Here is a 23190-nt window from a genome sequence, read left to right on the forward strand (position 1 = left end):
TCACAACGGATTGGAATGCACCACGACACCAGCCTCATCGACATCATCGCCGTCGGCCTCGCGGTCGCCTTCATCCTGGGCACGCTCGCGCAGAAGATGAAGCTCTCGCCGCTGGTCGGCTATTTGTTGGCTGGCGTGTGCGTTGGGCCGTTTACACCGGGATTCGTGGCCGATCAGACCATGGCCAACCAGCTGTCCGAGCTGGGCGTGATGTTGCTGATGTTCGGGGTGGGCCTGCATTTCTCGCTCGAAGACCTGATGGAAGTGAAGTGGATCGCGGTGCCCGGTGCGCTGGCGCAGATCGTGGTGGCCACACTGCTCGGCTGGGCGCTGGCCTGGAGCATGGGCTGGCCGTTGATTCATGGCCTGGTGTTCGGCCTGGCGTTGTCGGTGGCCAGTACCGTGGTGCTGCTGCGCGCCCTGGAAGAACGCCGCTTGCTGGACACCCAGCGCGGCCGCATCGCGGTGGGCTGGCTGATCGTCGAAGATCTGGTGATGGTACTGGCCCTGGTGTTGCTGCCGGCGCTGGCGGATGCGCTCGGGACCGGTACGCCAGCCGCGCACGACGGCGCGTCCAGCTCGCTGCTGGCCGCACTCGGCCTGACCTTGCTCAAGATGGTGGCGTTTGTCGCGGCGATGCTGGTGGTCGGCCGGCGAGTGATTCCGTGGTCGCTGGAAAAAGTGGCTGCGACCGGCTCGCGCGAGCTGTTCACCCTGGCCGTGCTCGGTATCGCGCTGGGGGTGGCGTTCGTGTCGGCGACCTTGTTTGGCGTGTCGTTTGCGCTGGGCGCGTTCTTTGCCGGCATGCTGCTCAAGGAATCCGAGCTCAGCCATAAGGCCGCCAGCGATTCGCTGCCGTTGCGCGACGCGTTTGCGGTGCTGTTCTTCGTGTCGGTGGGCATGTTGTTCGACCCGATGATCCTGGTCGCGCACCCGTGGCAGGTGCTGGCCACCTTCCTGACCATCACGTTGGGCAAGTCGCTGGCGGCGTTTGTGATCGTGCGTGCGTTCGGCCACCCCACCGGCACGGCGCTGACCATTTCCACCAGTCTGGCGCAGATCGGCGAATTCTCTTTCATCCTGGCCGGGCTGGGCGTACAGCTGGCAATCCTGCCGGAGACCGGGCGCGATCTGATCCTGGCCGGCGCGTTGTTGTCGATCGTGGCCAACCCCTTCCTGTTCTCATGGCTGGACCGTTGGCAGGCCAAGCAGGCCCAGGATGCACCGGCCAAGGTGGAACCGGAACTGCCGCCCGGCCCGCCCTTGCCGGCCGACGGGCATGCGATCGTCATCGGCTACGGCCGCGTGGGCAGCGCGCTGGCGCAGCTGCTGCGCAGCCGTGGCGTGCCGGTGCTGGTGATCGACGACAACGGCGACCACGTGGCCAAGGCGCATGCGGCCGGCATCCCCGGCATCCGTGGCAGCGCAGCGGCCGACCTGGTGCTGGCCGAGGCACGTCCGGAGAACGCAAAAATCGCGATCCTGGCAATCCCGCAACCGCTGGAAGCCGGCGAGGCGCTGGCCAAGTTACGCGCGATCAACCCGTCGCTGACCTTGCTGGCACGTGCGCATAGCGATGCCGAGGTCAAGCATCTGCTCGAACACGGCGCCGATGGCGCCGTACTGGCCGAACGCGAACTGGCCTACTCGCTGGCCGAGATGGTGATGTCCACGCCGCCGTACCGGGCGTTGAACGTGCCGGCGTCGTAAGCGCCGCCTGCCGGCAAAGCCGACGACACCGTAGATACAGCCATTGGGCGAACGTAGACATCGCGCCGCAGTCCACAGGTGCAATGCGCACCGGTTAACTCAGCAGTCTTAACGTTGCGCTAGATACAGGCGGCAGCTACCCCGGGGCGAAACTCCAGCCGCTGCACCGGCCTACTGCAGGAGTGGATGTCGGACAGGCTGGCACTCGCTGCGTCCGACGAATTTGCAGGATGAGTGGTGGTGCCGGCGAACTGGTGAGTCACGCAGGATCTCAGCGCGGCCTTACTGGCCGATATTGCCGTCGGTCACCATAGGCTGCGCCCTTGGTCTCGACATTGGCGCAGAGCCTGCCGTCGCATAGGGTGACATCGGCTGCGTTGTAGGCGCGCAGTAATTCGGCACGCAACTGATTGTCACGAATCTCATCGCGATACTGGGTCAGCAACCATCCGCCACCAGCCAGTAATAGCAGCAGGCTCCCGATAACGACGGCCGCACCCTTCAACAACAACACGCGCTGCCCGCGCTCGATGCGTCTGAGTTGATCGGACAAGGACTGCGCGCCTTCACCGATCAAGCTGCCAGCCTGCTGCAGCCGCTTCTCGAAACCGGCGACGGGTTGCTCCATTCCTTGCTGCATGCTGCGAATCAAGGTGTCGGGCACGCGCTGCAGCGTCTGTTCCGCCGACCGGGTCATCACGCCAGGCAGCGACTGCGCAACGTGCTCCAGCTGTTGCGCGAGGCGGTTCTGCTGCTGTTCCAGTTCGATGCATCGGCGCTCGAACTGCTCCATGAGCGAGGCTGCCTTGCTAACCAGCGCCAGCGGATCTTGTGCGTTCATCGTGCGTCCTGCCTCTCTCCTGATGACGACTACAGGCTGCGCGCGCCGACGCGCATTGTTTGCTGCTGTTGTGCCTCTGCCTGCTGCCGCTGCGCCTGCATCGCTTGCTGCGCGGCCTGCTGTTCCTGCTGATTCACCGCCTCGACGGCTTCGGCGCGTAGCGCACGGCCGGGCGGCTCGCTGGCCAATACCTGGGTCATCTGCCGGAACTGGTCGCGATCACCGCTTTGCGCAGCGGCCAACATGCGGTCCAAGAACGCGCCTGGATCTTCTCGCACCGATGGAGCACCGCTACGCTGCGGTGCTACCGCTCGATCAACTTGCACGTCTTCCCTCAGCGGAACCTGCCATGCCTGCGGTGCATGGCTACGCTCGCGGTCGCGCTGAAACTCCTGCATCTGCTGCTGCCAGCTCGGCGCCTCCATTTCCAGGCGCCCAACACCCGGCTCCACCGGACCGCGCAGGTGGTCAACTCCATCGCGGGCAAGCCCCGGCACGCCTCGCGAATACAACGTCAACCCTGAGCGCAGCGCTTCTACATCATCGCGATACTTTGCGATCATCGGCGCGTATTGCCGTGCCAGCTGCTGTGTTGTCGGGTCTTCCAGCACGGAGCGATCTGGCTTGCCTGCGCCATCGACCGGAAGAAAGTTGTGCATGCGGTGCGACTCGCCCAACCTGACTGCAGCAGACAAGGGATCGCGCGCGTCCAGCACACTGTTGTCGTTGGCGTAATCGGACTTTTTCAGCGTAGCGATTTCATTCGGCGTGGCATAGATCTCGACCCGCCCGTAGTGCCGGCTGGCAGCACTGACCGCATCGCCGGCCATCACGTGATTGATAACCTCGTTGCCACCTTCCGGAATCCGCCGATCCAGACTGACCGCACCGTATGCGTCGAAGGTCTGGCCCTTGAGGCCGAAGTGATGCGCGGTGACCTGCGCCAAATTGCCGCCGAGCGAGTGGCCTGCAACCGTCACATCGGGCGCGGGCTGGCCGGTACTGAGATGCTTTTGTTCTGCACGGTTCAAGGCGCCCTGAGTAAAAGCGATGGCATCTGCTATCTGCGCATTGTGACGAGTCGCGACCATTCCACCGTCGGCGAGTGCGCCGTCCAGGATGGGCTGGCGATCGAATTCGCTTCCTCGGTGGACAACTACCATTTCACCGGTATCGACCCTCTCGTAGATCAAGCCTTGGTACCCTGACGGCTTGTCCACGTATTGCAGACGTCGGACAGGCAAACCGCCAATATCTACAACAGCGCTTCGCTCTCCAGTATCTTCAGGCTTGTCATATGCATCGCGCGTCAGCGCGGCATACTGCTGAGTACTGAGACTCACGGGGCAACCCTCTCTGCGTTGAGAGTTATGAGAAACAAGTCACTTCTATTTGGCTCTGCATATTTTTCAGCAACCCCTTCACCAAAGTCGACGTAACCTTCCTGCTTACTCCTGGGATATCCGCCTGACCAAAAAAATATCTTTTTGGACTTATCTTTATAAAAATACTCTTTTTCCAGACTAGGCGAGAAGGCCGTTTCCACCTTACTGCCTGTTGCTTTTAGGGAAACGCCGAGACCTCCAAATTCCCAATGGCAGACACCCTTGCCGTAGTAGTCAGCATCAACCATGCCATCCGCATAAACTATCGCAGCGTAGGCCGTGCTATTGATTTTCTGAAAAAAAATGGGTAGTGCATGCTCTTTTGGCTTTGTAGACATACCTAACGACTCATCGAAAGGCGCGCACTGATCGCGGTTCGTCATATCATAGAACGCTTTACCTAACACCTGCTCAAACGACCCCGGCGCATCATCGATAGTCATCGTAATCCGATAGGCCTGCTTGGGATGTGGATTCTTACGGTAGACAGGATCCCCTTCGGCGTCACTCACCTGCTTATCCTGTGACTGCATGCTCGTCTCCTTTAAACCGCAAGCGCCCAATGTCATGGCGAGGGATACGCAAAGCAATAAGCCGAAGTTGCGACACATGGTGTTTTTCGCCAATCAGCATCCTTTCACGGGAGCCTACGCCGCTTCCATGGAGCACGCAAGATTCACTAACTATTACGTCTTTCCTGAGGTCTTTTCGGCATCAATTACACATGCGTTATACCTCCAACACACGGAATGCATTCATCCACGTGACGTTTGGCCGGAAAACGCAAACCATGGCGATAGGCTCAGAACTCGCAACACTCAAACCGATTGCTACAGTTAAATCATGCTGCCACTCGTGTATGGCGATGCCACACTACCCAACGAATAGAGCGCATCTGCCTGGGTTCAACCGGCGCCAGAAGCGCTGATCTTCAGCCTCTCTGCATCGTGGGGCTAGGGACAATGGCAACGGGCGCAAGTGTCCTAGTCACGAAAAGTAACCACCCAACACACTTGATAATCATTCCCATCAAGAGCAGGATGAGCGCCCGTTTCCTTGGCAGCCTCTTCCATGGCGTATGCGGTTGGCGTTCTGAATGCATTGCCCAGCGTGCAGCTGTGCGAGCTGCTGGGCCGCATTGGCTATGGGTTTGTGGTGCTGGACCTGGAGCACGTGCTGCGCGCGCCGGACGAGCTGGAACACGCGATCCGCGCCTGTGAGCTGTCTGGCTGCGAGGCGTGGGTGCGGGTGCCGGAGGTGGACGACAAACTGATCGGCCGGGTGCTCGATGCCGGCGCGCGCGGCATCGTGGTGCCGCGTGCCGAATCGGCGCAGCAGATGGCGCGCGCCGCCGCCGCGGCGCGGTTCCCGCCGCTGGGCCGGCGCGGGATCACCGGCGGCCGCGTCACCGGCTTCGGCAACGTCGATCTGCCCACGTATATTGCCAAGGCCAACCGCGATATCCGCATCGTGCCGATGATCGAGAGCGCTGCCGGCGTTGCCGCGCTTCCGGAGATGCTCGCTGTGCCCGGCGTGGCCCTGGTGATGGAAGGCGCGCTCGATCTTGCACTGGACCTGGGCCTGGGCCCGCAGCCCACGCATCCGCAGGTCTGGGAGTTGCTGCTGCAGCTGCATGCGCACTGCCGCGCCGCCGATGTGCCGTTCTGCCCCAATCCACGCACCGATGCACAACGCGCGCACTGGCTGCAACAACCGGATCTGCGCTGGCTGCTCGCCGGCGAAGATCGCGCCCTGATTCAACGCGCGCTGCGCGGCCATCTGGCCACGTTCGACGCGCCCGCCTCCCTACCCGCCTGCAGGAGCACGCCGTAGATGTCGCCGATCCGTTTGCACACCCTGAGCCTCGCCATCGCTGCGGCCTGCTGCGGTCTGCCGCAGCTGGCGCTTGCCACTGATGCGTCGGCTGCCAATGAAGCCACTGTCGTCGATGGCCAGACACCGATCCGCGCACTGGATGCGATCCAGGTGCAGGGCAGCCTGCTGGGCCGTTCCAGACCGGACGACGTGCAACGTTACGCGGGCAGCCGCCAGGTGATCGACCGCGAGCAGCTGCGCACTGGCGGCAATCGTTCGCTCGACGATGCACTGCAACGTGTGCCGGGCATCAAGATCTTCGACGAAACCGGCACCGGCGCACTGCCGCAGATCATGTTGCGCGGCCTGTACGAAAGCCGCAGCGGCCGCGTGCAGGTGCTCGAAGACGGCATCCCGCTGGCGCTGGCGCCGTACGGGCAGACCAGCTTGTCGTTGTTTCCGGTGGGTCTGAATCAGATCGATCGCATCGACATCGTGCGCGGCGGCGCGGCCGTGCAATACGGGCCCAATAACGTGGGCGGGGTGATCAATCTGGTCAGCAAGGAGATTCCCAGCGAGTGGAGCACCACCCTGGCGCACAAGGTCACTGCCGGCGGCCAGGGCCAGTTTCTGCAGGACAGCGCGCTGAGCAGCGGCGGCTATCTCACCGACAACTTCGGCATGCAGATCGATGCCAATCGCACCTGGGGCGAATACTGGCGTGCGCATAGCGATACCGACATCAGCAATCTGCGCGTGCGTGCGGAGTGGTGGCTGGACGACACCAAGTTGATCAAGGCCAGCGTGCAGCGGTATCTGGTGGACATGGATCTGGCCGGTGCGCTCAGCCCGGACGATTATCGGCGCGACCCGCGCCAGTCCACGCGCCCGCTGGATAGCTTCAACGGGCGCACCACGCGTGCATCGTTGAGCTATGAACAATTGTTGGGCGATTGGGGGCCGCTGCAGGATGTTCGGTTGTCCTGGACCAATTTCAGCGCGCGCAGCAGCCGTAACTTCATCGTCGGCATGCGTCAGGCCGCCACCGAAACCTGGCGCTCGGACCTGCCGCCGCAACTGCGCCAGACCGCACCGCGCGACTTCCGCGTGGTGGGCAGCGAGCCACGGCTGAACTGGAGCATGGGCGAGGCCGGCGGCGTGCGTCAGCAGTGGACCGCCGGCGTGCGTGCGGTACGCGAGGACATCGATTTCCTGGTTGGCAACCTACGCTTGCGCGATGGCCTGTTCACCAGCGTGCGCGATTGGCAGTTCGAAGACCGTGCGTTGGCTGCCTATGTCAGCAATGAGATCACCCTGCCGGACGAGCGCATCACCATCACGCCCGGATTGCGCCACGAGCGCCTGGATTCGCGCTATTTCAACCGCACCACCGGGGTGAGCACGCTCAACCAGACCCGCGACGTGCTGCCCGGCCTGACGGTCGGCTTCCAGGCCAACGAACAGTGGTTCTTCTATGCGGACGGACAGCGCTCGATGCGTGCGCCACAGGTCACCCAGATCATCTTCGGCAACAATCTCGATGCCGAGCTGGCATGGAATTACGAAGCCGGCACACGCTATCAACCCAACGAGCGTACCCGCATCCAGGTCGGCGGCTACCTGATCGATTTCGATCAGCAGATCCAGCTGGACAACACCACCCGCGTGTTCCGCAATCTGGGCAAGACCCGTCATCAAGGTGGCGAGGTGGAACTGCAATGGAGCCCGGAACAACTGCGTGCGCTTACCCTCAACGCAGGCTACGCGTACCTGGATGCCAGCCAGGAATCGGGGGCGTTCCGCGGGCTTCGCGTGCCCTACACCTCGCGCAATCAGATCACCCTGGGCGGCAACTACGCGCTCGGTCATACCACTGTCGCGCTCTCCGGCTACTACTTCAGCAAGGCCTTCAGCGATGCGGCCAACACCGTGCAGGAGAACGCCATCGCCTCGGTGGGCCAGTTGCCCGCCTACATGGTCTGGAACGCGCAGGTGAGCCATACCTTGTTCGAACGCGATGGACAAAAATTCAGCGCGTCGCTGGCGATCAACAATCTGTTCGACCGGCAGTACTGGTTCCGCGGCGTGGACACCAGCCCATGGGGCCGTCAGGCCGCACCCGCACGCACGTTCACTGCAGGTCTGGAGTACACGTTCTAACCGCGGTGCGCGCGGTAGGCGGTAGCAACCAGCAAGCGCTACTCGCGCAGTTGTTCGTCGCCGCCACGCGCACCTGATCGAGGGTTGCTCCGTTTTATCAGCGTCACGCTGCACGGAGCAGCAGCACCATACGACCGATGTACAGGGGCATCGGTCGCCTACGACGGCAACGGCGACCCCGCTGTGGCCGCCGCCGGAATACGGCGTGCACGAAGCACGCATCAGCGCCGCAGCACGCGGCATTGCGATCGATGCATCGCAGGCCACCCAACGCCGATCATGGCGCCAGGCAGCCCGTTTCAGTACCGGTTTTCCCACCGCCCTGTCGAACGAGAACTGCCATGACTGCAACATCTGCTGCACCGTTGGTGATCCTCACCCATGTCTGCCACCCGGCCATCACCGACGGCTTTTTGCCGGCCGCGCACGCGCAAGGCGTTCCGGTGTGGTTGCTGACCGACCACCGCCTCGACCACCTGGCCTATTTCCGCGACCACCCTGCGCAGGCGCCGCAGCGGGTGATCGAATGCGATGTCTTCAATCCGCTGGGCGTGCTGGACGTCCTGCATGATGCCGGCATTGCGCCGCGCGCGGTCTTCAGCAACAGCGATCATCTGCAGACCAGCACCGCGCTGGTGGCCGCCGGCTTTGGGCTGCCGGGCAAAGACTGGCAGGTGTGTTACGCCGCCAAGAACAAGGCGGCGATGCGGCAACGCCTGCGTGCACGCGGCCTGCCCTGCCCGTGGTTCTGCACGCTGACGTCGGGCGCCGCAGTGCCAACGGATATCCCCTGGCCGGTGGTGGCCAAGCCGCGCGAAGGCGTGGCCAGCCTGGATGTGCGCCACTGCGCCGATGCTGCGCAATTGCAAAGCTATCTGGACGATCTGTGGCGGCGCCACCCGCAGCGCACCGTGTTGCTGGAAGGCATGTTGCACGGACCGCTGTTCACCCTGGAAACGCTGGGCGATGGGCACACGCTGCACGCCATCGGCGGTTTCAAGGTGCGGCTGTCGCCACCGCCGCATTTCGTCGAATGCGAGGCGGAGTGGGATGCGCATGTACAGACCCCGGTGATTGCGCAGGCACTGCAGCAGCTGCGCGCCTTCGGCGTCGGATTTGGGCTATGCCATAGCGAATTCATCCTCACCGACGATGGTCCGGTGCTGGTGGAGATCAACTACCGCAGCATCGGCGACCGCCGCGAATTTCTGCTCGACGGCATGTTTGGCGGGCAATGGTTCAACGCCGCGCTAGCGCCGCATCTGGGCCAGCCATTGCCGCAGCTGCGCAGCGACCGCGCGCATGCCTTGCTGCGCTATTACGTGGCCGAACGTGACGGCGAGCTGGTCACCGCCAGCGAAGACCGCCGTCATCACGATGCGCACAGCGACGTGCAGTACCGGCGCATGCGTGCACCGGGCGAGCGCATCCAGCTGAGCCATTCCAACAAGGATTACCTGGGCGTGTTGAGCGCCGTGGCCAGCGATGCACAGGCGCTGCAACAGGCCGTGGTGCATGCCGAAGCGTGCCTGCATTGGCGCATCGACAACGCGCAGGTGCGCGCATGAGCAGCACCGCCGACCAGCGCTACATCGCCACCCGCATCATCGATGCCTGCCTGCGCGAGGACCTGCGCGCGATCGTCAGCCGTGGCACGCCAGCCATGCCCGACGCGCGCGTATTGGCCGCGTGGGCCGACCCCAGCCCGGTGGACGGCTGGTGGCGCATCGCGCATCTGCCCAACGGCACGCTGTGGTTGCCGATCCATCGCCACGGCGTGCTGCAGGACATCAGCGCCTGCGGCGATCGCTGGATCGTGCAGGGCTCCGACGCTGCGTATGTCGAACAGGGCGCACGCGCATGGCTGCAACGCATGAGCGCCGAGCTGGATGTGCAGACTCAGGAGCTGCATCGCGCCTATGCCGACGAAGCAGAGTGCGCCGCCGCGCACCGTGGTCTTGCACAACAGGCCTATGTCGCGCAGGCGCCCGCATTGGCCCAGGCGCTGCAGCATGACGATGCCGCCGAACGCGCGTACCGCTGCGACCAGCTGGCAAGCTACCGCGATCATCCGTTCTACCCCACCGCACGCGCCAAGGCGGGCCTGGACGCAGACGAACTGCGCCACTACGCACCGGAGTTTGCGCCCACCTTCGCGCTGCGCTGGCTGGCGATTCCGCGCGCACTGGCCAGTTGCACCAGCGCACCGCCAGAGGCGTTATGGCCGGACTTCGCTACCCTGGGCCTGCCGCCCGCGCTCGCCGCGACGCACATCGCCTGGCCGGTGCATCCGCTGGTCTGGGCGCGTCTGGAACAGCCGGGCTTCGCGCTTCCACCCGGGACGTTGCGCGCACCGCAGGCCTGGCTGGAAGTGCGCCCCACCCTGTCGGTGCGCACGCTGGTGCCGCTGCAGCATCCGCATCTGCATCTCAAGCTGCCGATCCCGATGCGCACGCTGGGCGCATTGAATCTGCGCCTGATCAAACCTTCCACGCTGTACGACGGGCACTGGCTGGAGCGCGCGCTACGCCGCATCGATGCGCACGACCCCGCATTGCAGGGACGTTGCGTGTTCGTGGACGAGTCGCATGGCGGGCATGTCGGCGACACCCGGCATCTGGCCTATCTGGTGCGGCGCTATCCGCCGCTGGACGCCACCACGCTGGTCCCGGTGGCCGCGCTGTGCGCGCAGATGCCCGATGGCCGGCCGCTGGCACTGCATCTGGCCGACCGGTTCGCGCACGGCGATGTGCAGGCCTGGTGGCGCGAATACACCGAACTGTTGCTCGCGGTGCATCTGCGGCTGTGGCTGCGCTACGGCATAGCGCTGGAAGCCAATCAACAGAACAGCGTGCTGGTCTATGCGCATGGCCAGCCCACGCGCCTGTTGATGAAGGACAACGACGCCGCGCGGATCGCCATGCCGCAATTGCGTGCGCAGCTGCCGGACATCGACACCCTGGGCGCGCTGCAGGACGCACGGATCGCGGTGGACGAGACACACGCGCTGGCGCAGATGTTCTGCACCATCGTGCTGCAACTGGATCTGCAGGCGGTCCTCGACGGTCTGGCCGACTGGCAGCCGGCCTTGCGCGCGCCGCTGGCTGCGCAACTGCAGGACCAGGTTGCGCAGACGCTGGCAACGCTGGATGCCGATGGCATCGACACCGCGCCCGTGCGGCGCCTGCTGGCCGCACCACGGCTGCCGGTGAAGTACCTGCTCAGCGCCGGCAGCCTGCTCAGCAAGCAGCTCACCGGTGCGACCGATATCAACAAGTTCTACGGCGACAGCGCGCCCAATCCGTTCGGCAACGCGTTTGCGCACACACAGCCGCAGCCGTGTCGCCATGCCGGTGGTCAGCGATGAAACGCATCCTCGCCCCGGTGCTGGCGGCCCACTATCTGGCGGCCTTCACCGCCCTGGGCATGCCGCTGTTTTTGCCGCAAGTCTTGGCCGAGCTGGCGCCCACCGCGGCGGTTGGCTGGAGCGGCGTGCTGTATGTGTTGCCCACCTTGTGCAGTGCGTTGACGGCGAGCACCTGGGGGCGGCTGGCGGACCGCTACGGACGCAAACGCTCGTTGCTGCGCGCGCAACTGGGGCTGGCATTGGGCTTTGCGATTGCCGGCTTCGCACCCTCGCTGACCTGGCTGGTGGTCGGCCTGATCGTGCAAGGCACCTGCGGCGGCTCGCTGGCGGCAGCCAATGCGTATCTGGCCAGCCAACCGCAGGCCGGCCCCTTGGCGCGCGCACTGGACTGGACGCAGTATTCGGCGCGGCTGGCGATGGTCAGCGCACCGGCGTTGCTGGGACTGGCGCTTGCCTTGGGTCCGGCACAGTCGCTCTACCGCGCGCTCGCGTTACTGCCATTGCTTGCCTTTGCATTGACCTGGCGATTGCCGGCGGACCAGCTCACCGCGCGTCCACGCGCTGCAGCGACGTCGTCGTCAGCTACCGAACATGCAGCGCAACGGTCGGCTGCAGCATCGTCGTGGCCGGCCTTGTTGCTCGCGCAGTTTCTGTTCTGCTTCGCGATGGTGGTGACGTTTCCGTATTTCATTTCCTACGCGCTTGCACGCGGTGCCGGTCACGACGCGCTTGCCGGCCTGCTCTACAGCCTGCCGCATCTGGTCTATCTGGTGGTGTTGCCGTGGTGGCGGCGCGGAGATGGCGAGGCGTGGCTGATCCCGGGGCTGCTGCTGTTTGCGCTGGCCTGCCTGTGGCAGGCGCTGTTGCACGACGCCGTCGCGCTGGCGGTGGCGCGGCTGCTGTTCGGCGTTGGCATGTTGTTCGGCCTGCGCGGGCTCAATCGCAGCCTGGCGCTGGTCGCCAGCGGCCAGGGCGCCGGCCGCCTGTTCGGCCGTTTCGATGCCTGCGGCAAGTGGGCCGGCGTGGCCGCTGGCGCTGCGGCCGGTGCGCTGGCCCAGGCCGCCGGCCCCGCACTTCCTTTCCTGGCCGCCGCCGTGGCTGCGGCTGGCGCTGCGCTCACCGTTGCGGTGCGCTTTCCTTCGAGGAGAACTGCCGATGTCGCTGCACACGATGCATGACCCCTGGTACGACAGCATGGCCGATGCACAGGCCTGCAGTTGCTGGTTGAACTGCTACCTGCGCGAGTTCGCCATCCCGCAACGCGCAGCCGATTTCGATTACCGCGGGCTGGATCGCCCTGGGCCGCGCATGGCCGAGCAACGTTGGCTGCGCATCGACCTGGGCGATAGCGGCGCGGTGTGCGTGCGCATTGCCTACGCAGACCGTTTGGGCCGCTGCCGCTTCGCGTCCACGCCGTTTCTCAAAAGTGCCGGCCAACCCTGGCACCCGCTCGACGCGCACGCGTTGGCGCGCTGCCTGCTGCAATCGCTGGGCAGCACGCAGGCGGTCAATCCGGAGCTGCTTGCGCAAAGCGCCAACAGCGTGGCGATCACCGCGGCGATGTTGCGCCAGGCACACCGCACCGCACCTACCGGCGATGTGATGATCGATGCCGAGCAATCGATGCTGTGGGGCCACGCGCTGCATCCCACACCCAAAAGCCGCGAAGGCGTTGTGCTCGAGCACGTACTGGCCTGCGCACCGGAAGCGCGTGCGGCATTTCAATTGTTCTGGTTCCGCATCGACCCACGCCTGCTGCGCGTGCAAGGCAAGGACGTGCGCGCCAGCCTAAGGCAGCTGTCCGGCAGCGATGATCTCTACCCCTGCCATCCGTGGGAGGCGCAACGCCTGCTCGACGACCCGCTGCTGCGCACCTTGCAAGCGCGCGGATGGATCACGCCGGTCGGCCTGCGCGGCGATGCACTACGGCCCACCTCGTCGGTGCGGACGCTGTATCACCCGCAGCTGGATTACTTTCTCAAGTGCTCTGTGCATGTGCGGCTGACCAATTGCGTCCGCAAGAATGCGTGGTACGAGCTGGAAAGTGCGGTCGCGCTGACCGACCTACTGGCGCCCAGCTGGCAGGCACTGGCCGCGCAGGTCCCGGGCTTCGACGTGATGCTGGAGCCTGCGGCCACATCGCTGGATGTCGCGCAGATCGACCGCGCCCTGCACGATGCCGACCCGCAAGCCGCACGTGCGTTGTCCGAAAGTTTCGGCATCCTGTATCGCAAGACCATTCCTGCTGCGCAACGCGCACGTTGGCAGCCGCAGGTAGCCGCCGCCCTGTTTACCTGCAATGCGCAGGGCAACAGCGTGTGTGCCCAGCGCTTGCAGGCGCTGAGCAGCGCACAGATGGACCGCCACACCGCCACGCTGCTGTGGTTTCGCGCTTATGCAGGCCTGTTGCTGGATGGCGTGTGGAGCGCGCTGTTCCAGCATGGCATCGCGCTGGAACCGCATCTGCAGAACACCGTGATCGGCTTTGCCGACGGCTGGCCGACGCGCGTGTGGATTCGCGACCTGGAAGGCACCAAGCTGCTGGCCCACCATTGGCCGGAAAGTCGCCTGCAGGGTGTGGGCGAACGTGCGCGGCAATCGCTGTACTACAGGCCGGAGCAAGGCTGGAACCGCGTTGCCTATTGCGCGCTGGTGAACAATCTGGCGGAAGCCATCTTCCATCTGACCGAAGGCGACGGCGTGCTGGAAGTGCGGCTGTGGCAGTGCGTGGGCGAGCTCGCCGCACGCTGGCAACAACGCTACGGCGCGCAACCCGCGCTGCAGGGCCTGATCGACGGCGCCCCGCTGCCGGGCAAGAACAATCTCGGCACGCGCCTGCTGCAACGGGCCGATCGTCAGTCCGACTACACCCCATTACCCAACCCGATTGCACACATCGCCACCGCACGGCAGGTGGCCGCATGAGCCTGCACATCGATACCGCCGCAGTGATCCATGCGCTGCCGCAGCTACGGGCGAGCAGCGATGGCCCGCTCTGCGCGTACCTATACGATCTGGCCGCGCTGCACGCGCATGCGGCCTGGATGCGCGCGCAGCTGCCGGCGCAATGCGAGCTGTTCTATGCGGCAAAAGCCAATGCAGAGCCGCAGATTCTGCAGACGCTGGCGCCGCATGTGGATGGCTTTGAAGCCGCATCCGGCGGCGAACTGGCCTGGCTGCATGCGCAGCAACCGCAGGCAGCGCTGCTGTTCGGCGGGCCGGGGAAACTCGACAGCGAGCTGGCCCAGGCCGCTGCCCTGCCCGACTGCACCGTGCACGTGGAAAGTATCGGCGAGCTGCAACGGCTGGCAGCGATTGCGGCACACGCTGGCCGCTGCGTCCCGGTGTTTCTGCGCATGAACATCGCCGTGCCCGGCGCACAGAGCACGCGGTTGATGATGGGCGGGCAGCCCTCGCCATTCGGCCTGGACCCGCAGGATCTGGACGCTGCCATGCAGCTACTAAGTGTCAGCCCGTCGCTGCGACTGGAGGGCTTTCATTTCCATCTGATGTCGCATCAACGCGATGCCGGCGCGCAACTGCATCTGGTTGCTGCGTACTTGCGCACCGTCCAGCAATGGCGTCAGACCTATGCGCTCGGGCCGTTACGGGTCAATGCGGGCGGCGGCTTCGGCGTGGATTATCTGGCGCCGGAGTCCTCGTTCGACTGGGCCGGTTTCTGTGCCGGGCTGCCCGCGTTGCTGCACGAACACGGCAGCGCGCTGCGTCTGCGCCTGGAACCCGGACGCTACGTCAGCGCCAACTGCGGTTGGTACCTGATGGAGGTCTTGGACCTCAAGCGCAGCCACGGCGATTGGTTTGCGATCGCACGCGGCGGCACCCATCACTTCCGCACACCGGCCGCACAGGCCCACGACCACCCCTTCCGCGTGCTGCGCGGGACGCAGCCGCCGGTCATCAGCGACACCCCGGTGACCTTGGTCGGCCAGCTCTGCACGCCCAAGGACGTCCTGGCGCGCAACCAACCCGTCGCCGCACTGGCGCCGGGCGACTGCCTGGCATTCCCGCTGGCCGGTGCCTACGCATGGAATATTTCGCACCAGCAGTTCCTGATGCATCCGCCGCCGCACAAGGTGTTTTTGCCGATTCAACGTTGAACACTAATCGTCCTTCGCTCCACAAGTCTCACGGCTTTTCTGTAGAGCGTGAGAGCCCTACCTATCCATTTGCGGCACACATTCGTCGGCTATGATGACTAGTGTCGAAGCCATGCAGCCACGTCTGTGACGTGATTGGGGAACTGAGCCGGAAGCTGTCGGCATGATGTGTGACGATGCTCTGATCGCGCCATTGGCACAGATGTGTATGACTTCGCGCAACGCCGAGCAGATGCAAGTGTCGTTCACGAACGTATGCGCTTGCCGGTCTTGAACCGTATCAGCCCACTACCTTCGGTCCACCTGTGAAAAGAATCGCATCGATTTCGTTGGTACTGCTGGCCTTGATCGCTGTCTTGTTCTTCTATCTACGCGTGCACTCCGAAGCGGCGAAGCGACAGCCTGCAGGTGCTGCACATACTGCTGGCAACAGGACAGCCGATCCACAGCATGCCGCGACAGATAGTGCACGCAAGGCTGCCGCTCCGTCCATGTGGGCATCGGCCACCAGCACCCAGATCGATCTTGACTTCCATGAGACAAAGCGCAAAGCAGAGTCGGGCGACCCTGTGGCGCAACGAAAGCTCGCAGAAATGTATGAGCGGTGCATGATGTACAGCCAATCACCGCAGAATTTCAGGGGATTGATGGCGCTCTTTGCCAAGCAGGACATGCAACACGCAAAGCGCTATGCCGAGGTGGCAGAACGCGTTTCTCACTATTGCGACTCGATCGATGGGGGCAAGCCTATCCCGAGTGAGGCGTACCAACTTTGGTATGCCGAGGCTGCGCGGCGGGGGGATGTGATTGCCCAGATAAAAGTCGCAACTACCGTCGAACACCAGCCGAACGAAGAAACCTACCGCGCACTTGTCGCCAAAGCCTTTGAGAGCCGGGATCCCGAGGCCATCTTTGCCATTGGCGACATGCTGAGTCTGGCAAAAACATCCGTTGACCTGGGATCTTATGCATCGCAGGTGGGTGGAGACTATGCAGAACATGCGTGGGAACTGGCTGCCTGCCGTGCCGGAGCTGCGTGTGGCTATGGGTCGTACCGCATGGATGCTGCCTGCAGCAGCGGCATGTGCAGCAATGCATCCGGCTACGAAAGCCTGATCAAGTACCACTTCGTTCCACCCGGGCAACAGAAATTCTTGGAGCGGGACGTAGAGCGGATCAGATTTCTCCTTCGGCAGGCAAACAGGGATAAGCCAACGGAAAGCGGCTAACGAATCGTCGCGCGCAATCGCCAGATAGGGATGGACTGCTGAGCTCTGGGCCGAGTGATAAGCGCCGATTCCGAATACTTGCTGTAATTGTTTGGTAGCGAAGCGGCAGTTTTGTGGGTGGCTCCAAATCGATATGTCGTTACTGACATTGGAATGAATCGGCAAGCTCAACGCAGCACTAACTTTACGGTGTCTGTCTGCTCTACCAGCTTTTCAGCTCGTCCGAGAGACCTCGACAACTGGCACACGCACATCCGCGCGTAGCTCCGTCTCTGCCACTGTCTCGGGATCGTCTAGATAGAGGTAGTGCAGCGGGGCATCGCGCAGCGCGTAGCCGCTACCGGGTAGCCAATCCGCGAGCAGGCCGTCGAGTGCCTGTTCCATTCCGGCATAGCTACCGGTATGCCGCAGCACGGCATGCGCACCTTCGCCCAGCACACGCAGCTGCAGCGGTGCAGGCGGTGCAATATGGGTGGCGAAGGCGATTCCGCACTCGAACACGTGCTGCGCTGGGGATACGTCGCGGTGGTCGCTCAACGGGATGCCGATCAATGCGTGCAGCTGCTCGATTACCCCCACCCGCTCGGCCCAGCCGGCAATGCGGCCGAAGCCGCGATCCAGATCGTCGAACGAGCCGCGCTTGCCTAGCACAACCAATTCGAATGGCTCCAGCGTCTGCACGCTAACCTGCAGCGGTGCTGACGAGCTGTTTGCCAACGTTGCCGGCGTCGATAACTGCTGCAGCTTGCTGGCCCGCAATGCGGGCGCCGAGCGCAAGATGGCGGGACTGGCCTGCGGTGCGCTGCGACAGGCACGCGCCAGCGCCTGCGGTGTCTGGTAACCGACCGCGAGCGCGACCTCGGTCACTGACGCGTCATCGCTGCCCAATAAATGCAGGGCTTGACTCAACCGCAAGCGTGCCACCGTGTGGCCCACGGTCTCATCGGTCAGGGCGCGATAGACCCGATGGACGTGATACGGCGACTGGTGCGCGATGCCTGCCAATTCGGCCAAATCCGGCAATGCGGCGCCGCTGCGAATGCTGGCCTGCAGATGCGCGATGACGCACTCCACACCACGTTGCCAATTGGTAACTGCTGAGTCTGCTGCATGCATGGCGTTGGCTCCCTGGCGACGGCATCAGCATCGCCTGCCGGCGCGGTCCCGATCTTGCGGAATGTTGCACCCCGTTGCACAGCGTGGGGGCTCAACCCAGCCACACCGCCAGCGTCACCAGCACCGCGGTTTCGGTCAGTTCCACCAGCGCGCCGCAGGTATCGCCCGTCATGCCGTCCAGGCGCTGCATGCAGGCGCGGCGCCATAGAACGAAGACCACGGCGGCAGTGCCGAGGCACAGAGCCGCAATCGCCATACCGGCAGCCATGCAGGCCACGACCGCCAGTATCAACGCCAGCCACAAGCTTGTGGGTGGTGCGGCGACCAGCGCGCTGCCGATGCCGCCAGCGCGCACATATGGAGTGGTCAAAAAGGCCGCCACCACCACGGCGCGAGCCAGCAAGGGCGCCAGCCACAGCGCACCCGGTGCATGCGGCAGCAGCGTGGCCAATGCGGCGCATTTAAGCAGCAACACCAGCACCAGCGCGGTCACCGCCATCGGTCCGCTGGTGGGGTCTTTCATGATCGCCAGCGTGCGTGGGCGGTCGCCCATGCCGCCGACCCAGGCGTCGGTCATGTCGGCCAGTCCGTCCAGGTGCAGGGCGCCGGTCAGCCAGGTCCATGCGCTCAACAGCACTGCCGCGCCCAGCAATGGCGCGACATCGCGCAGACACCATGCCAGGCCACACAGCAGCGCACCGAGCAGCAGGCCGACCGCCGGGTACCACGGCAACGAACGTGCCTGCACGCCCGGCCGGGCGAACACCGCACCGGGCACCGGAATGCGGGTCAGGAAGCCGATCGCCGCGAGCAGCCCATCGATCATCCGGCGTCGTGTGCAGACTGCGGTGCTGCTGCCGGCAGCGATGGCAACGCTGCGGCAACGCCGTTGGCCGGTGGCCAAGCCAGCGGATGCAGCGAGGCGTGCGGCACCGCCAGCTCGGTCATGCGGCCGAACCCGTTGCCGGCCACCATACACTGCACTGCACGGATAGCACCGCCATGGGTGACCACCAGCACGCGGCGCGCCGGGTAGGTGTCGACCACCGCATCCAGCGCCGCGGCGAGCCGCGCGCAGAACGCCTCGAACGGTTCTGCCTGCGGCGGCGGGTAGCGCAGCGGGTCGGCCCAGAAGCGGCCCAGCGCTTCGCCTTCGTCGCGTCAATCTCGGCCACCGGCACGCCTTGCCAGCGGCCAAAGTGATACTCCCGCAGCCGTGCGTACAGCTGCAGCGGCAAGCCGCGCGCACCGGCCAGTTCGGTAGCGAAGGCTGCGCAGCGCTGCAAGGTGGACGACACCACCATCTCCCATTCGCCCTGCGCGGTGGCCGCGCGCAATTGCTGCCAACCCAGCTCGGTGAGCGGGTCGTCGAGCTGGCCGCGATAGCTGCGCTGCCCGGTGTCGCCATGCCGCAACAAGGTGATCTGCGTGCTCATGCGTCGGACACCCCGGCTTCGGCAAAGGTGGCCATGCCGTTGTGCAAGGCGCAGGCACTGCGCAGCAGTGGAATCGCCACCGCTGCGCCGCTGGCTTCGCCCAGGCGCAGGTCCAGTTGCAGCAGCGGCTCGGCATCCAGGGCGCGTAGCAACGCGGCGTGGCCGCGCTCCTGCGAGCGGTGTCCGAACAACAGCCATTCGCGCACGCCGGGATTCAGGCGGGTGGCCACCAGCGCCGCAGCGGTGGTGATGAAGCCATCCACCAGTACCGGAATGCCGGCCTGCGCGGCGGCGATATACGCGCCGACCAGGGCGGCGATCTCGAACCCGCCGAGCCGGCGCAACCGTTCCATCGGCGTGGCGGCGTCGGCGTGCAAGGCCAATGCACGGCTGATCACCGTTGCCTTGTGCGCGATGCCTTCGGCGTCCAGGCCGGTGCCGGCGCCGGCCATCGCCTGCGGAAACTGCGACAACAGCGCGCAGCCCAACGCGGCAGCGGCGGTGGTGTTGCCGATGCCCATTTCGCCGCCGACAAACAACTGCGTGTCGCAACTCTTGGCCTGCGCGATGCTCTCCGCACCGGCGGCGAGCGCGTCGCGCAACTGGCCGGGGGTCATCGCCGGCTGCTCGCAGATATTGGCGCTGGAGGGTGCGATCCAGGCGCGACGTACGCGCGGCAACTCACCGGGGTCGTTGACCACGCCCAGATTCACCACTTCCAGCCGCGCACCGAGTTCGCGCGCCAACACTGCGATAGCCGCACCGCCGCGCGCAAAATTGCGCACCATCTCTCCGGTAACCGCCTGCGGAAATGCCGACACGCCCTCGGCGGCAACGCCATGGTCGGCGGCGTACACCGCAATCCACACGCGCTGCACGGTCGGCTGCGCGTTGCGTTGCCAGGCCGCCAGCTGCACGGCCAGTTGCTCCAGCCGTCCCAGGGCGCCGGGCGGTTTGGTCAGTTGTTCCTGCCGTGCCAGCGCAGCCTCGCGCACACGCGCATCCGGCACCGCGCACGCGGCAAAGATCCAGTCGCTACTCACAGCTGTTCTCCCTTCAACACCATCGGCAAACCTGCCACGACAAACACCACACGTTCGCACTGTAGCGCCAATGCCTGATGCAGCCGGCCGGCCTCGTCGACAAACCGACGCGTAAGTTCGCCCAGCGGCACGATGCCCTGCCCGACCTCGTTGCTGACCAGCACGATCTGCCCGGGCAACTGCGGCAGCGTTGCGAGCAGTGCGTCGCGTTCGCGCGCAAACGCGCCCGCCTCCGGGTGGCCCAGCAGGTTGCTCAGCCACAGCGTCAGGCAATCGACCAATACGCAGCGATCGGGCGCGGCCAGCGCCTGCAGCGTGGCGGCCAACGCGATGGGTTCTTCCACGCACTGCCAGTGCGGCGGGCGCTGACTGCGGTGATGGGCGATGCGTTGCTGCATTTCGTCATCGAACGCCTGTGCGGTGGCCACGTAGCACACGTGCCCGGCCGCGCTGGCGGCGAGGCGTTCGGCCAGTGCGCTCTTGCCCGAGCGCGCGCCACCCAGAATCAATTGCCGCATGCCGGCTCCTTGCTGGTGAGCCGCGTCAGCGCGGCGGTGTCCAGATGCGTGTGCACCGCATCGGCAAGACGGTCGAGCGTGGCCTCGCGCAACGCCGCCAGATCCAGCGGCGTTGCCTGCGCCAGGCCGGCCCATGCGAGTAACGCGGCCAGTGCCTGCGGGTGATCGAAGATGCCGTGCAGATAGGTGCCCAGCACCTGGCCGTCGTCGGAAATGGCGCCATCGCTGCGACCATCGTCCAGCTGCACCAGCGGCCGCGCCAACGCAGCACCGGTGCTGAGACCGCAGTGGATTTCGTAGCCGCTGGCAGCCGCATCGCCCAGCGCCAACCGCCCGTGTACGCGATGCAATTGCTTGTGCCGGTGCAACTGCGTGTCCAGTGCCAGCCAGCCCAGCCCGGCACTGCTGCCGGCCGGGCCTTCGATGCCATCGGGGTCGTGGATCTGCTCGCCCAGCATCTGCAGGCCGCCGCAGATCCCAAGCAGCTTGCCGCCATAACGCAGGTGGCGTGCGATGGCGGTATCCCAGCCATGCGCGCGCAGCCACTGCAGATCCTGGCGCGTCGCCTTGCTGCCCGGCAGCACGATCAGGTCGCAGGCCGGTGGCGTCTGGCCCGGACCGAGCAGTTGCACCTCCACCTGCGGATGCGCCAGCAAGGCATCGAAATCGGTGTGGTTGCTGATCCGCGGCAGCACCGGCACCACCACGCGCAGCTGCGCGCGCGGCTTGTGCAGCGCCTGCCGCGGCAGCGCATCTTCGGCCTCCAGCTGCAGGCCATGCAGATACGGCAACACGCCGAGCACCGGCTTGCCGGTTTCGCGTTCCAGCCAGTCCAGGCCCGGTTGCAACAGCGCCAGATCGCCACGAAAGCGGTTGATGACAAACCCGGCAACGCGTGCGCGCTCGCTCTGCGACAACAAGGCCAAGGTGCCGACCAGATGCGCGAACACGCCGCCACGGTCGATGTCGGCAATCAGGATCACTGCGCAATCCACCGCCTCGGCATAGCCCATGTTGGCGATATCGTTGGCGCGCAGATTGATCTCCGCCGGGCTGCCGGCGCCCTCCACCAGCACCACCTCGAAACGCTCGACCAACCGTGCGTGCGAGGCCAACACCGCGGCACGCGCGGTGGCCTTGTAGGCGTGGTAGCCCACCGCATCCAGCGTGGCGACCGGGTGCCCATGCACGATCACCTGCGCGCCGGTGTCGCTATTGGGTTTGAGCAACACCGGGTTGAAATCGGTGTGCGGCTCCAGCCCGCAGGCGTGCGCCTGCACCGCTTGCGCGCGGCCGATCTCGCCACCATCGACGGTGACCGCCGAGTTGAGCGCCATGTTCTGCGGCTTGAACGGTGCCACCGCCACGCCCTGGCGATGCAGCCAGCGGCATAGCGCGGACACCAGCGTGCTCTTGCCGGCATCGGAGGTGCAGCCCTGCACCATCAACACGCGTGCGCTCACGCCAAGACCTCGCCCAGTGCCGCATCCAGGCGTGCTTCGGCGGCCGCATCGGGTGGCAAGCCAAAGCGCAGGCTGGCCGGGGTATCGAACAGGCGGGTGAGGATGCCGCGTTGCGCCAGCGCCGCATGCAACACCGCCGCATCGTCGCGCCGACACCATTGGAAAAACGCAGTGCCTGCGGTGGGTGCGATCGCGTGGTTGCGCAACAACTGCGCAAGCCGTTGCGATGCCGCGTGCAGGCGTTTCTGGGCGTGCGCATGCCACTGGGTATCTGCCAATGCCTGCTGCAGCGCCCAGCGGGTGGGGCCGCTCACCGTCCACGGCCCCAACTGCTCGCGCAGTGCGTCCAGCAGCTGCGGCTGCGCACACACGAACCCGGCCCGCGCACCGGCCATGCCGAAGAACTTGCCGACCGAGCGCAGCACGATCAAGCCCGGCTGCGGGGTCTGCGCGCATACGCTGTCGTGCGGCGTGGCATCCATGAAGGCTTCGTCGATCACCAACCAACCGCCGCGTGCCACCAGACGCGCATGCAGCTGCAACAGCACTTCGCGATCGAAGGTCTCTGCGCCTGGGTTATTGGGATGGATCAGCACCACCACGTCGAAGGTCTCCGCCGTCTGCAACAACGGCCCCGCCGGCAGTGGCACGACGGTGTGGCCGGCGCGTCGCCACGCATGTGCATGCTCGGCATACCCAGGTGCCAGCACACCCACCCGGCTGCGGCTGCGCAACAGCGGCAGGGCCTGAATCGCCGCCTGCGAACCGGCAACCGGCAACACGTGCGGCGCGTCGTAGTAGGCCACGGCACTGCCGACCAGGCCATCGTCGTCTTCCGGCAAACGGTGCCACACCTGCTCCGGGATGGCAGGCACGGACCAGACGAACGGGCTCACCCCGGTGGACAGATCCAGCCAGTGCGACAGCGCAATGCCGTAGGTCTGCGCGGCGCGGCGCAAGCGGCCTCCGTGTTCAAGCATGAGCGGCTC

The 23190-nt window shown here is 65.2% G+C and carries 19 protein-coding genes and 1 pseudogene; 9 read left to right on the forward strand and 11 right to left on the reverse strand.

The window, feature by feature from the left end; genetic code table 11:
• Window positions 1-15: 15 nt before the first annotated feature.
• Window positions 16-1710, forward strand: a complete 1695-nt coding sequence (ybaL, locus tag ACCQ06_RS16795; RefSeq protein ID WP_104616825.1) for a YbaL family putative K(+) efflux transporter — start codon at window positions 16-18, stop codon at window positions 1708-1710.
• Window positions 1711-1981: 271 nt separating this feature from the next.
• Here ybaL and ACCQ06_RS16800 read toward each other — a convergent pair whose 3' ends face one another.
• The 3 genes from ACCQ06_RS16800 to ACCQ06_RS16810 are packed head-to-tail and all read right to left on the reverse strand — an operon-like array spanning window position 1982 to window position 4469.
• On the reverse strand, window positions 1982-2551 hold the full coding sequence (locus ACCQ06_RS16800; RefSeq protein WP_228323915.1) for a relaxation protein: 570 nt from the start codon (window positions 2549-2551) through the stop codon (window positions 1982-1984).
• A gap of 29 nt (window positions 2552-2580) precedes the next feature.
• A complete protein-coding gene (locus tag ACCQ06_RS16805) occupies window positions 2581-3894 on the reverse strand; it encodes a DUF6792 domain-containing protein (RefSeq protein WP_316687780.1) in 1314 nt (437 codons plus the stop codon).
• Window positions 3891-4469, reverse strand: a complete 579-nt coding sequence (locus tag ACCQ06_RS16810; protein WP_316687782.1) for a hypothetical protein — start codon at window positions 4467-4469, stop codon at window positions 3891-3893. The genes ACCQ06_RS16805 and ACCQ06_RS16810 overlap by 4 nt, the downstream gene beginning before the upstream one ends.
• A 538-nt stretch (window positions 4470-5007) precedes the next feature.
• Here ACCQ06_RS16810 and ACCQ06_RS16815 point away from each other — a divergent pair.
• The 8 genes from ACCQ06_RS16815 to ACCQ06_RS16850 all read left to right on the forward strand — a co-directional run bounded on the left by ACCQ06_RS16815 (window position 5008) and on the right by ACCQ06_RS16850 (window position 16625).
• Entirely contained in the window at window positions 5008-5769 is a 762-nt protein-coding gene (locus ACCQ06_RS16815) for an HpcH/HpaI aldolase family protein (RefSeq protein WP_316687784.1), read from the forward strand.
• Window positions 5770-7911 carry a TonB-dependent receptor family protein gene (locus ACCQ06_RS16820; RefSeq protein ID WP_316687787.1) on the forward strand — a complete coding sequence of 714 codons (2142 nt, stop codon included), beginning with the start codon at window positions 5770-5772 and terminating at the stop codon, window positions 7909-7911. It abuts the gene before it with no gap.
• Between the two features lie 341 nt (window positions 7912-8252).
• On the forward strand, window positions 8253-9479 hold the full coding sequence (locus ACCQ06_RS16825; RefSeq protein WP_316687789.1) for an ATP-grasp domain-containing protein: 1227 nt from the start codon (window positions 8253-8255) through the stop codon (window positions 9477-9479).
• Entirely contained in the window at window positions 9476-11278 is a 1803-nt protein-coding gene (locus ACCQ06_RS16830; RefSeq protein WP_316687791.1) for an IucA/IucC family protein, read from the forward strand. Before ACCQ06_RS16825 ends, ACCQ06_RS16830 begins: the two co-directional genes overlap by 4 nt.
• Window positions 11275-12456 carry an MFS transporter gene (locus ACCQ06_RS16835; RefSeq protein WP_316687793.1) on the forward strand — a complete coding sequence of 394 codons (1182 nt, stop codon included), beginning with the start codon at window positions 11275-11277 and terminating at the stop codon, window positions 12454-12456. The genes ACCQ06_RS16830 and ACCQ06_RS16835 overlap by 4 nt, the downstream gene beginning before the upstream one ends.
• Window positions 12434-14203, forward strand: a complete 1770-nt coding sequence (locus ACCQ06_RS16840) for an IucA/IucC family protein (protein WP_316687795.1) — start codon at window positions 12434-12436, stop codon at window positions 14201-14203. The genes ACCQ06_RS16835 and ACCQ06_RS16840 overlap by 23 nt, the downstream gene beginning before the upstream one ends.
• Window positions 14200-15396, forward strand: a complete 1197-nt coding sequence (locus ACCQ06_RS16845; protein ID WP_316687798.1) for a type III PLP-dependent enzyme — start codon at window positions 14200-14202, stop codon at window positions 15394-15396. The genes ACCQ06_RS16840 and ACCQ06_RS16845 overlap by 4 nt, the downstream gene beginning before the upstream one ends.
• 305 nt (window positions 15397-15701) lie before the next feature.
• Window positions 15702-16625: an SEL1-like repeat protein gene (locus tag ACCQ06_RS16850; protein WP_316687800.1), complete on the forward strand. Its 924-nt coding sequence runs from the start codon at window positions 15702-15704 to the stop codon at window positions 16623-16625.
• Window positions 16626-16838: 213 nt separating this feature from the next.
• On the opposite strand, the gene ACCQ06_RS16855 is transcribed toward ACCQ06_RS16850, so the two are convergent.
• From ACCQ06_RS16855 to cobD, 8 genes and pseudogenes are all read right to left on the reverse strand, one after another.
• Window positions 16839-17741, reverse strand: a complete 903-nt coding sequence (locus tag ACCQ06_RS16855) for an AraC family transcriptional regulator (protein ID WP_316687802.1) — start codon at window positions 17739-17741, stop codon at window positions 16839-16841.
• A 91-nt stretch (window positions 17742-17832) separates the two neighbouring features.
• Window positions 17833-18567 carry an adenosylcobinamide-GDP ribazoletransferase gene (locus ACCQ06_RS16860; RefSeq protein ID WP_316687804.1) on the reverse strand — a complete coding sequence of 245 codons (735 nt, stop codon included), beginning with the start codon at window positions 18565-18567 and terminating at the stop codon, window positions 17833-17835.
• Window positions 18564-18689 carry a hypothetical protein gene (locus ACCQ06_RS16865; RefSeq protein ID WP_372365909.1) on the reverse strand — a complete coding sequence of 42 codons (126 nt, stop codon included), beginning with the start codon at window positions 18687-18689 and terminating at the stop codon, window positions 18564-18566. The genes ACCQ06_RS16860 and ACCQ06_RS16865 overlap by 4 nt, the downstream gene beginning before the upstream one ends.
• Window positions 18690-18695: 6 nt before the next feature.
• Window positions 18696-19177: pseudogene (locus ACCQ06_RS16870) on the reverse strand (histidine phosphatase family protein); the annotation flags it as partial.
• Window positions 19174-20220 (reverse strand): nicotinate-nucleotide--dimethylbenzimidazole phosphoribosyltransferase, encoded by a 1047-nt coding sequence (gene cobT / locus ACCQ06_RS16875; protein WP_228323902.1) that lies wholly within the window; start codon window positions 20218-20220, stop codon window positions 19174-19176. The gene cobT and the pseudogene ACCQ06_RS16870, both read right to left, overlap by 4 nt.
• Window positions 20217-20738 (reverse strand): bifunctional adenosylcobinamide kinase/adenosylcobinamide-phosphate guanylyltransferase, encoded by a 522-nt coding sequence (cobU, locus tag ACCQ06_RS16880; protein ID WP_228323901.1) that lies wholly within the window; start codon window positions 20736-20738, stop codon window positions 20217-20219. Before cobU ends, cobT begins: the two co-directional genes overlap by 4 nt.
• Entirely contained in the window at window positions 20726-22201 is a 1476-nt protein-coding gene (locus tag ACCQ06_RS16885; RefSeq protein ID WP_316687807.1) for a cobyric acid synthase, read from the reverse strand. The genes cobU and ACCQ06_RS16885 overlap by 13 nt, the downstream gene beginning before the upstream one ends.
• Entirely contained in the window at window positions 22198-23181 is a 984-nt protein-coding gene (cobD, locus tag ACCQ06_RS16890) for a threonine-phosphate decarboxylase CobD (RefSeq protein ID WP_316687810.1), read from the reverse strand. The genes ACCQ06_RS16885 and cobD overlap by 4 nt, the downstream gene beginning before the upstream one ends.
• Window positions 23182-23190 lie beyond the last annotated feature (9 nt).

Origin of the sequence: Xanthomonas sp. NCPPB 4467 (genome assembly GCF_041475665.2) — a bacterium.
Taxonomy (GTDB): Bacteria; Pseudomonadota; Gammaproteobacteria; order Xanthomonadales; family Xanthomonadaceae; genus Xanthomonas; species Xanthomonas dyei.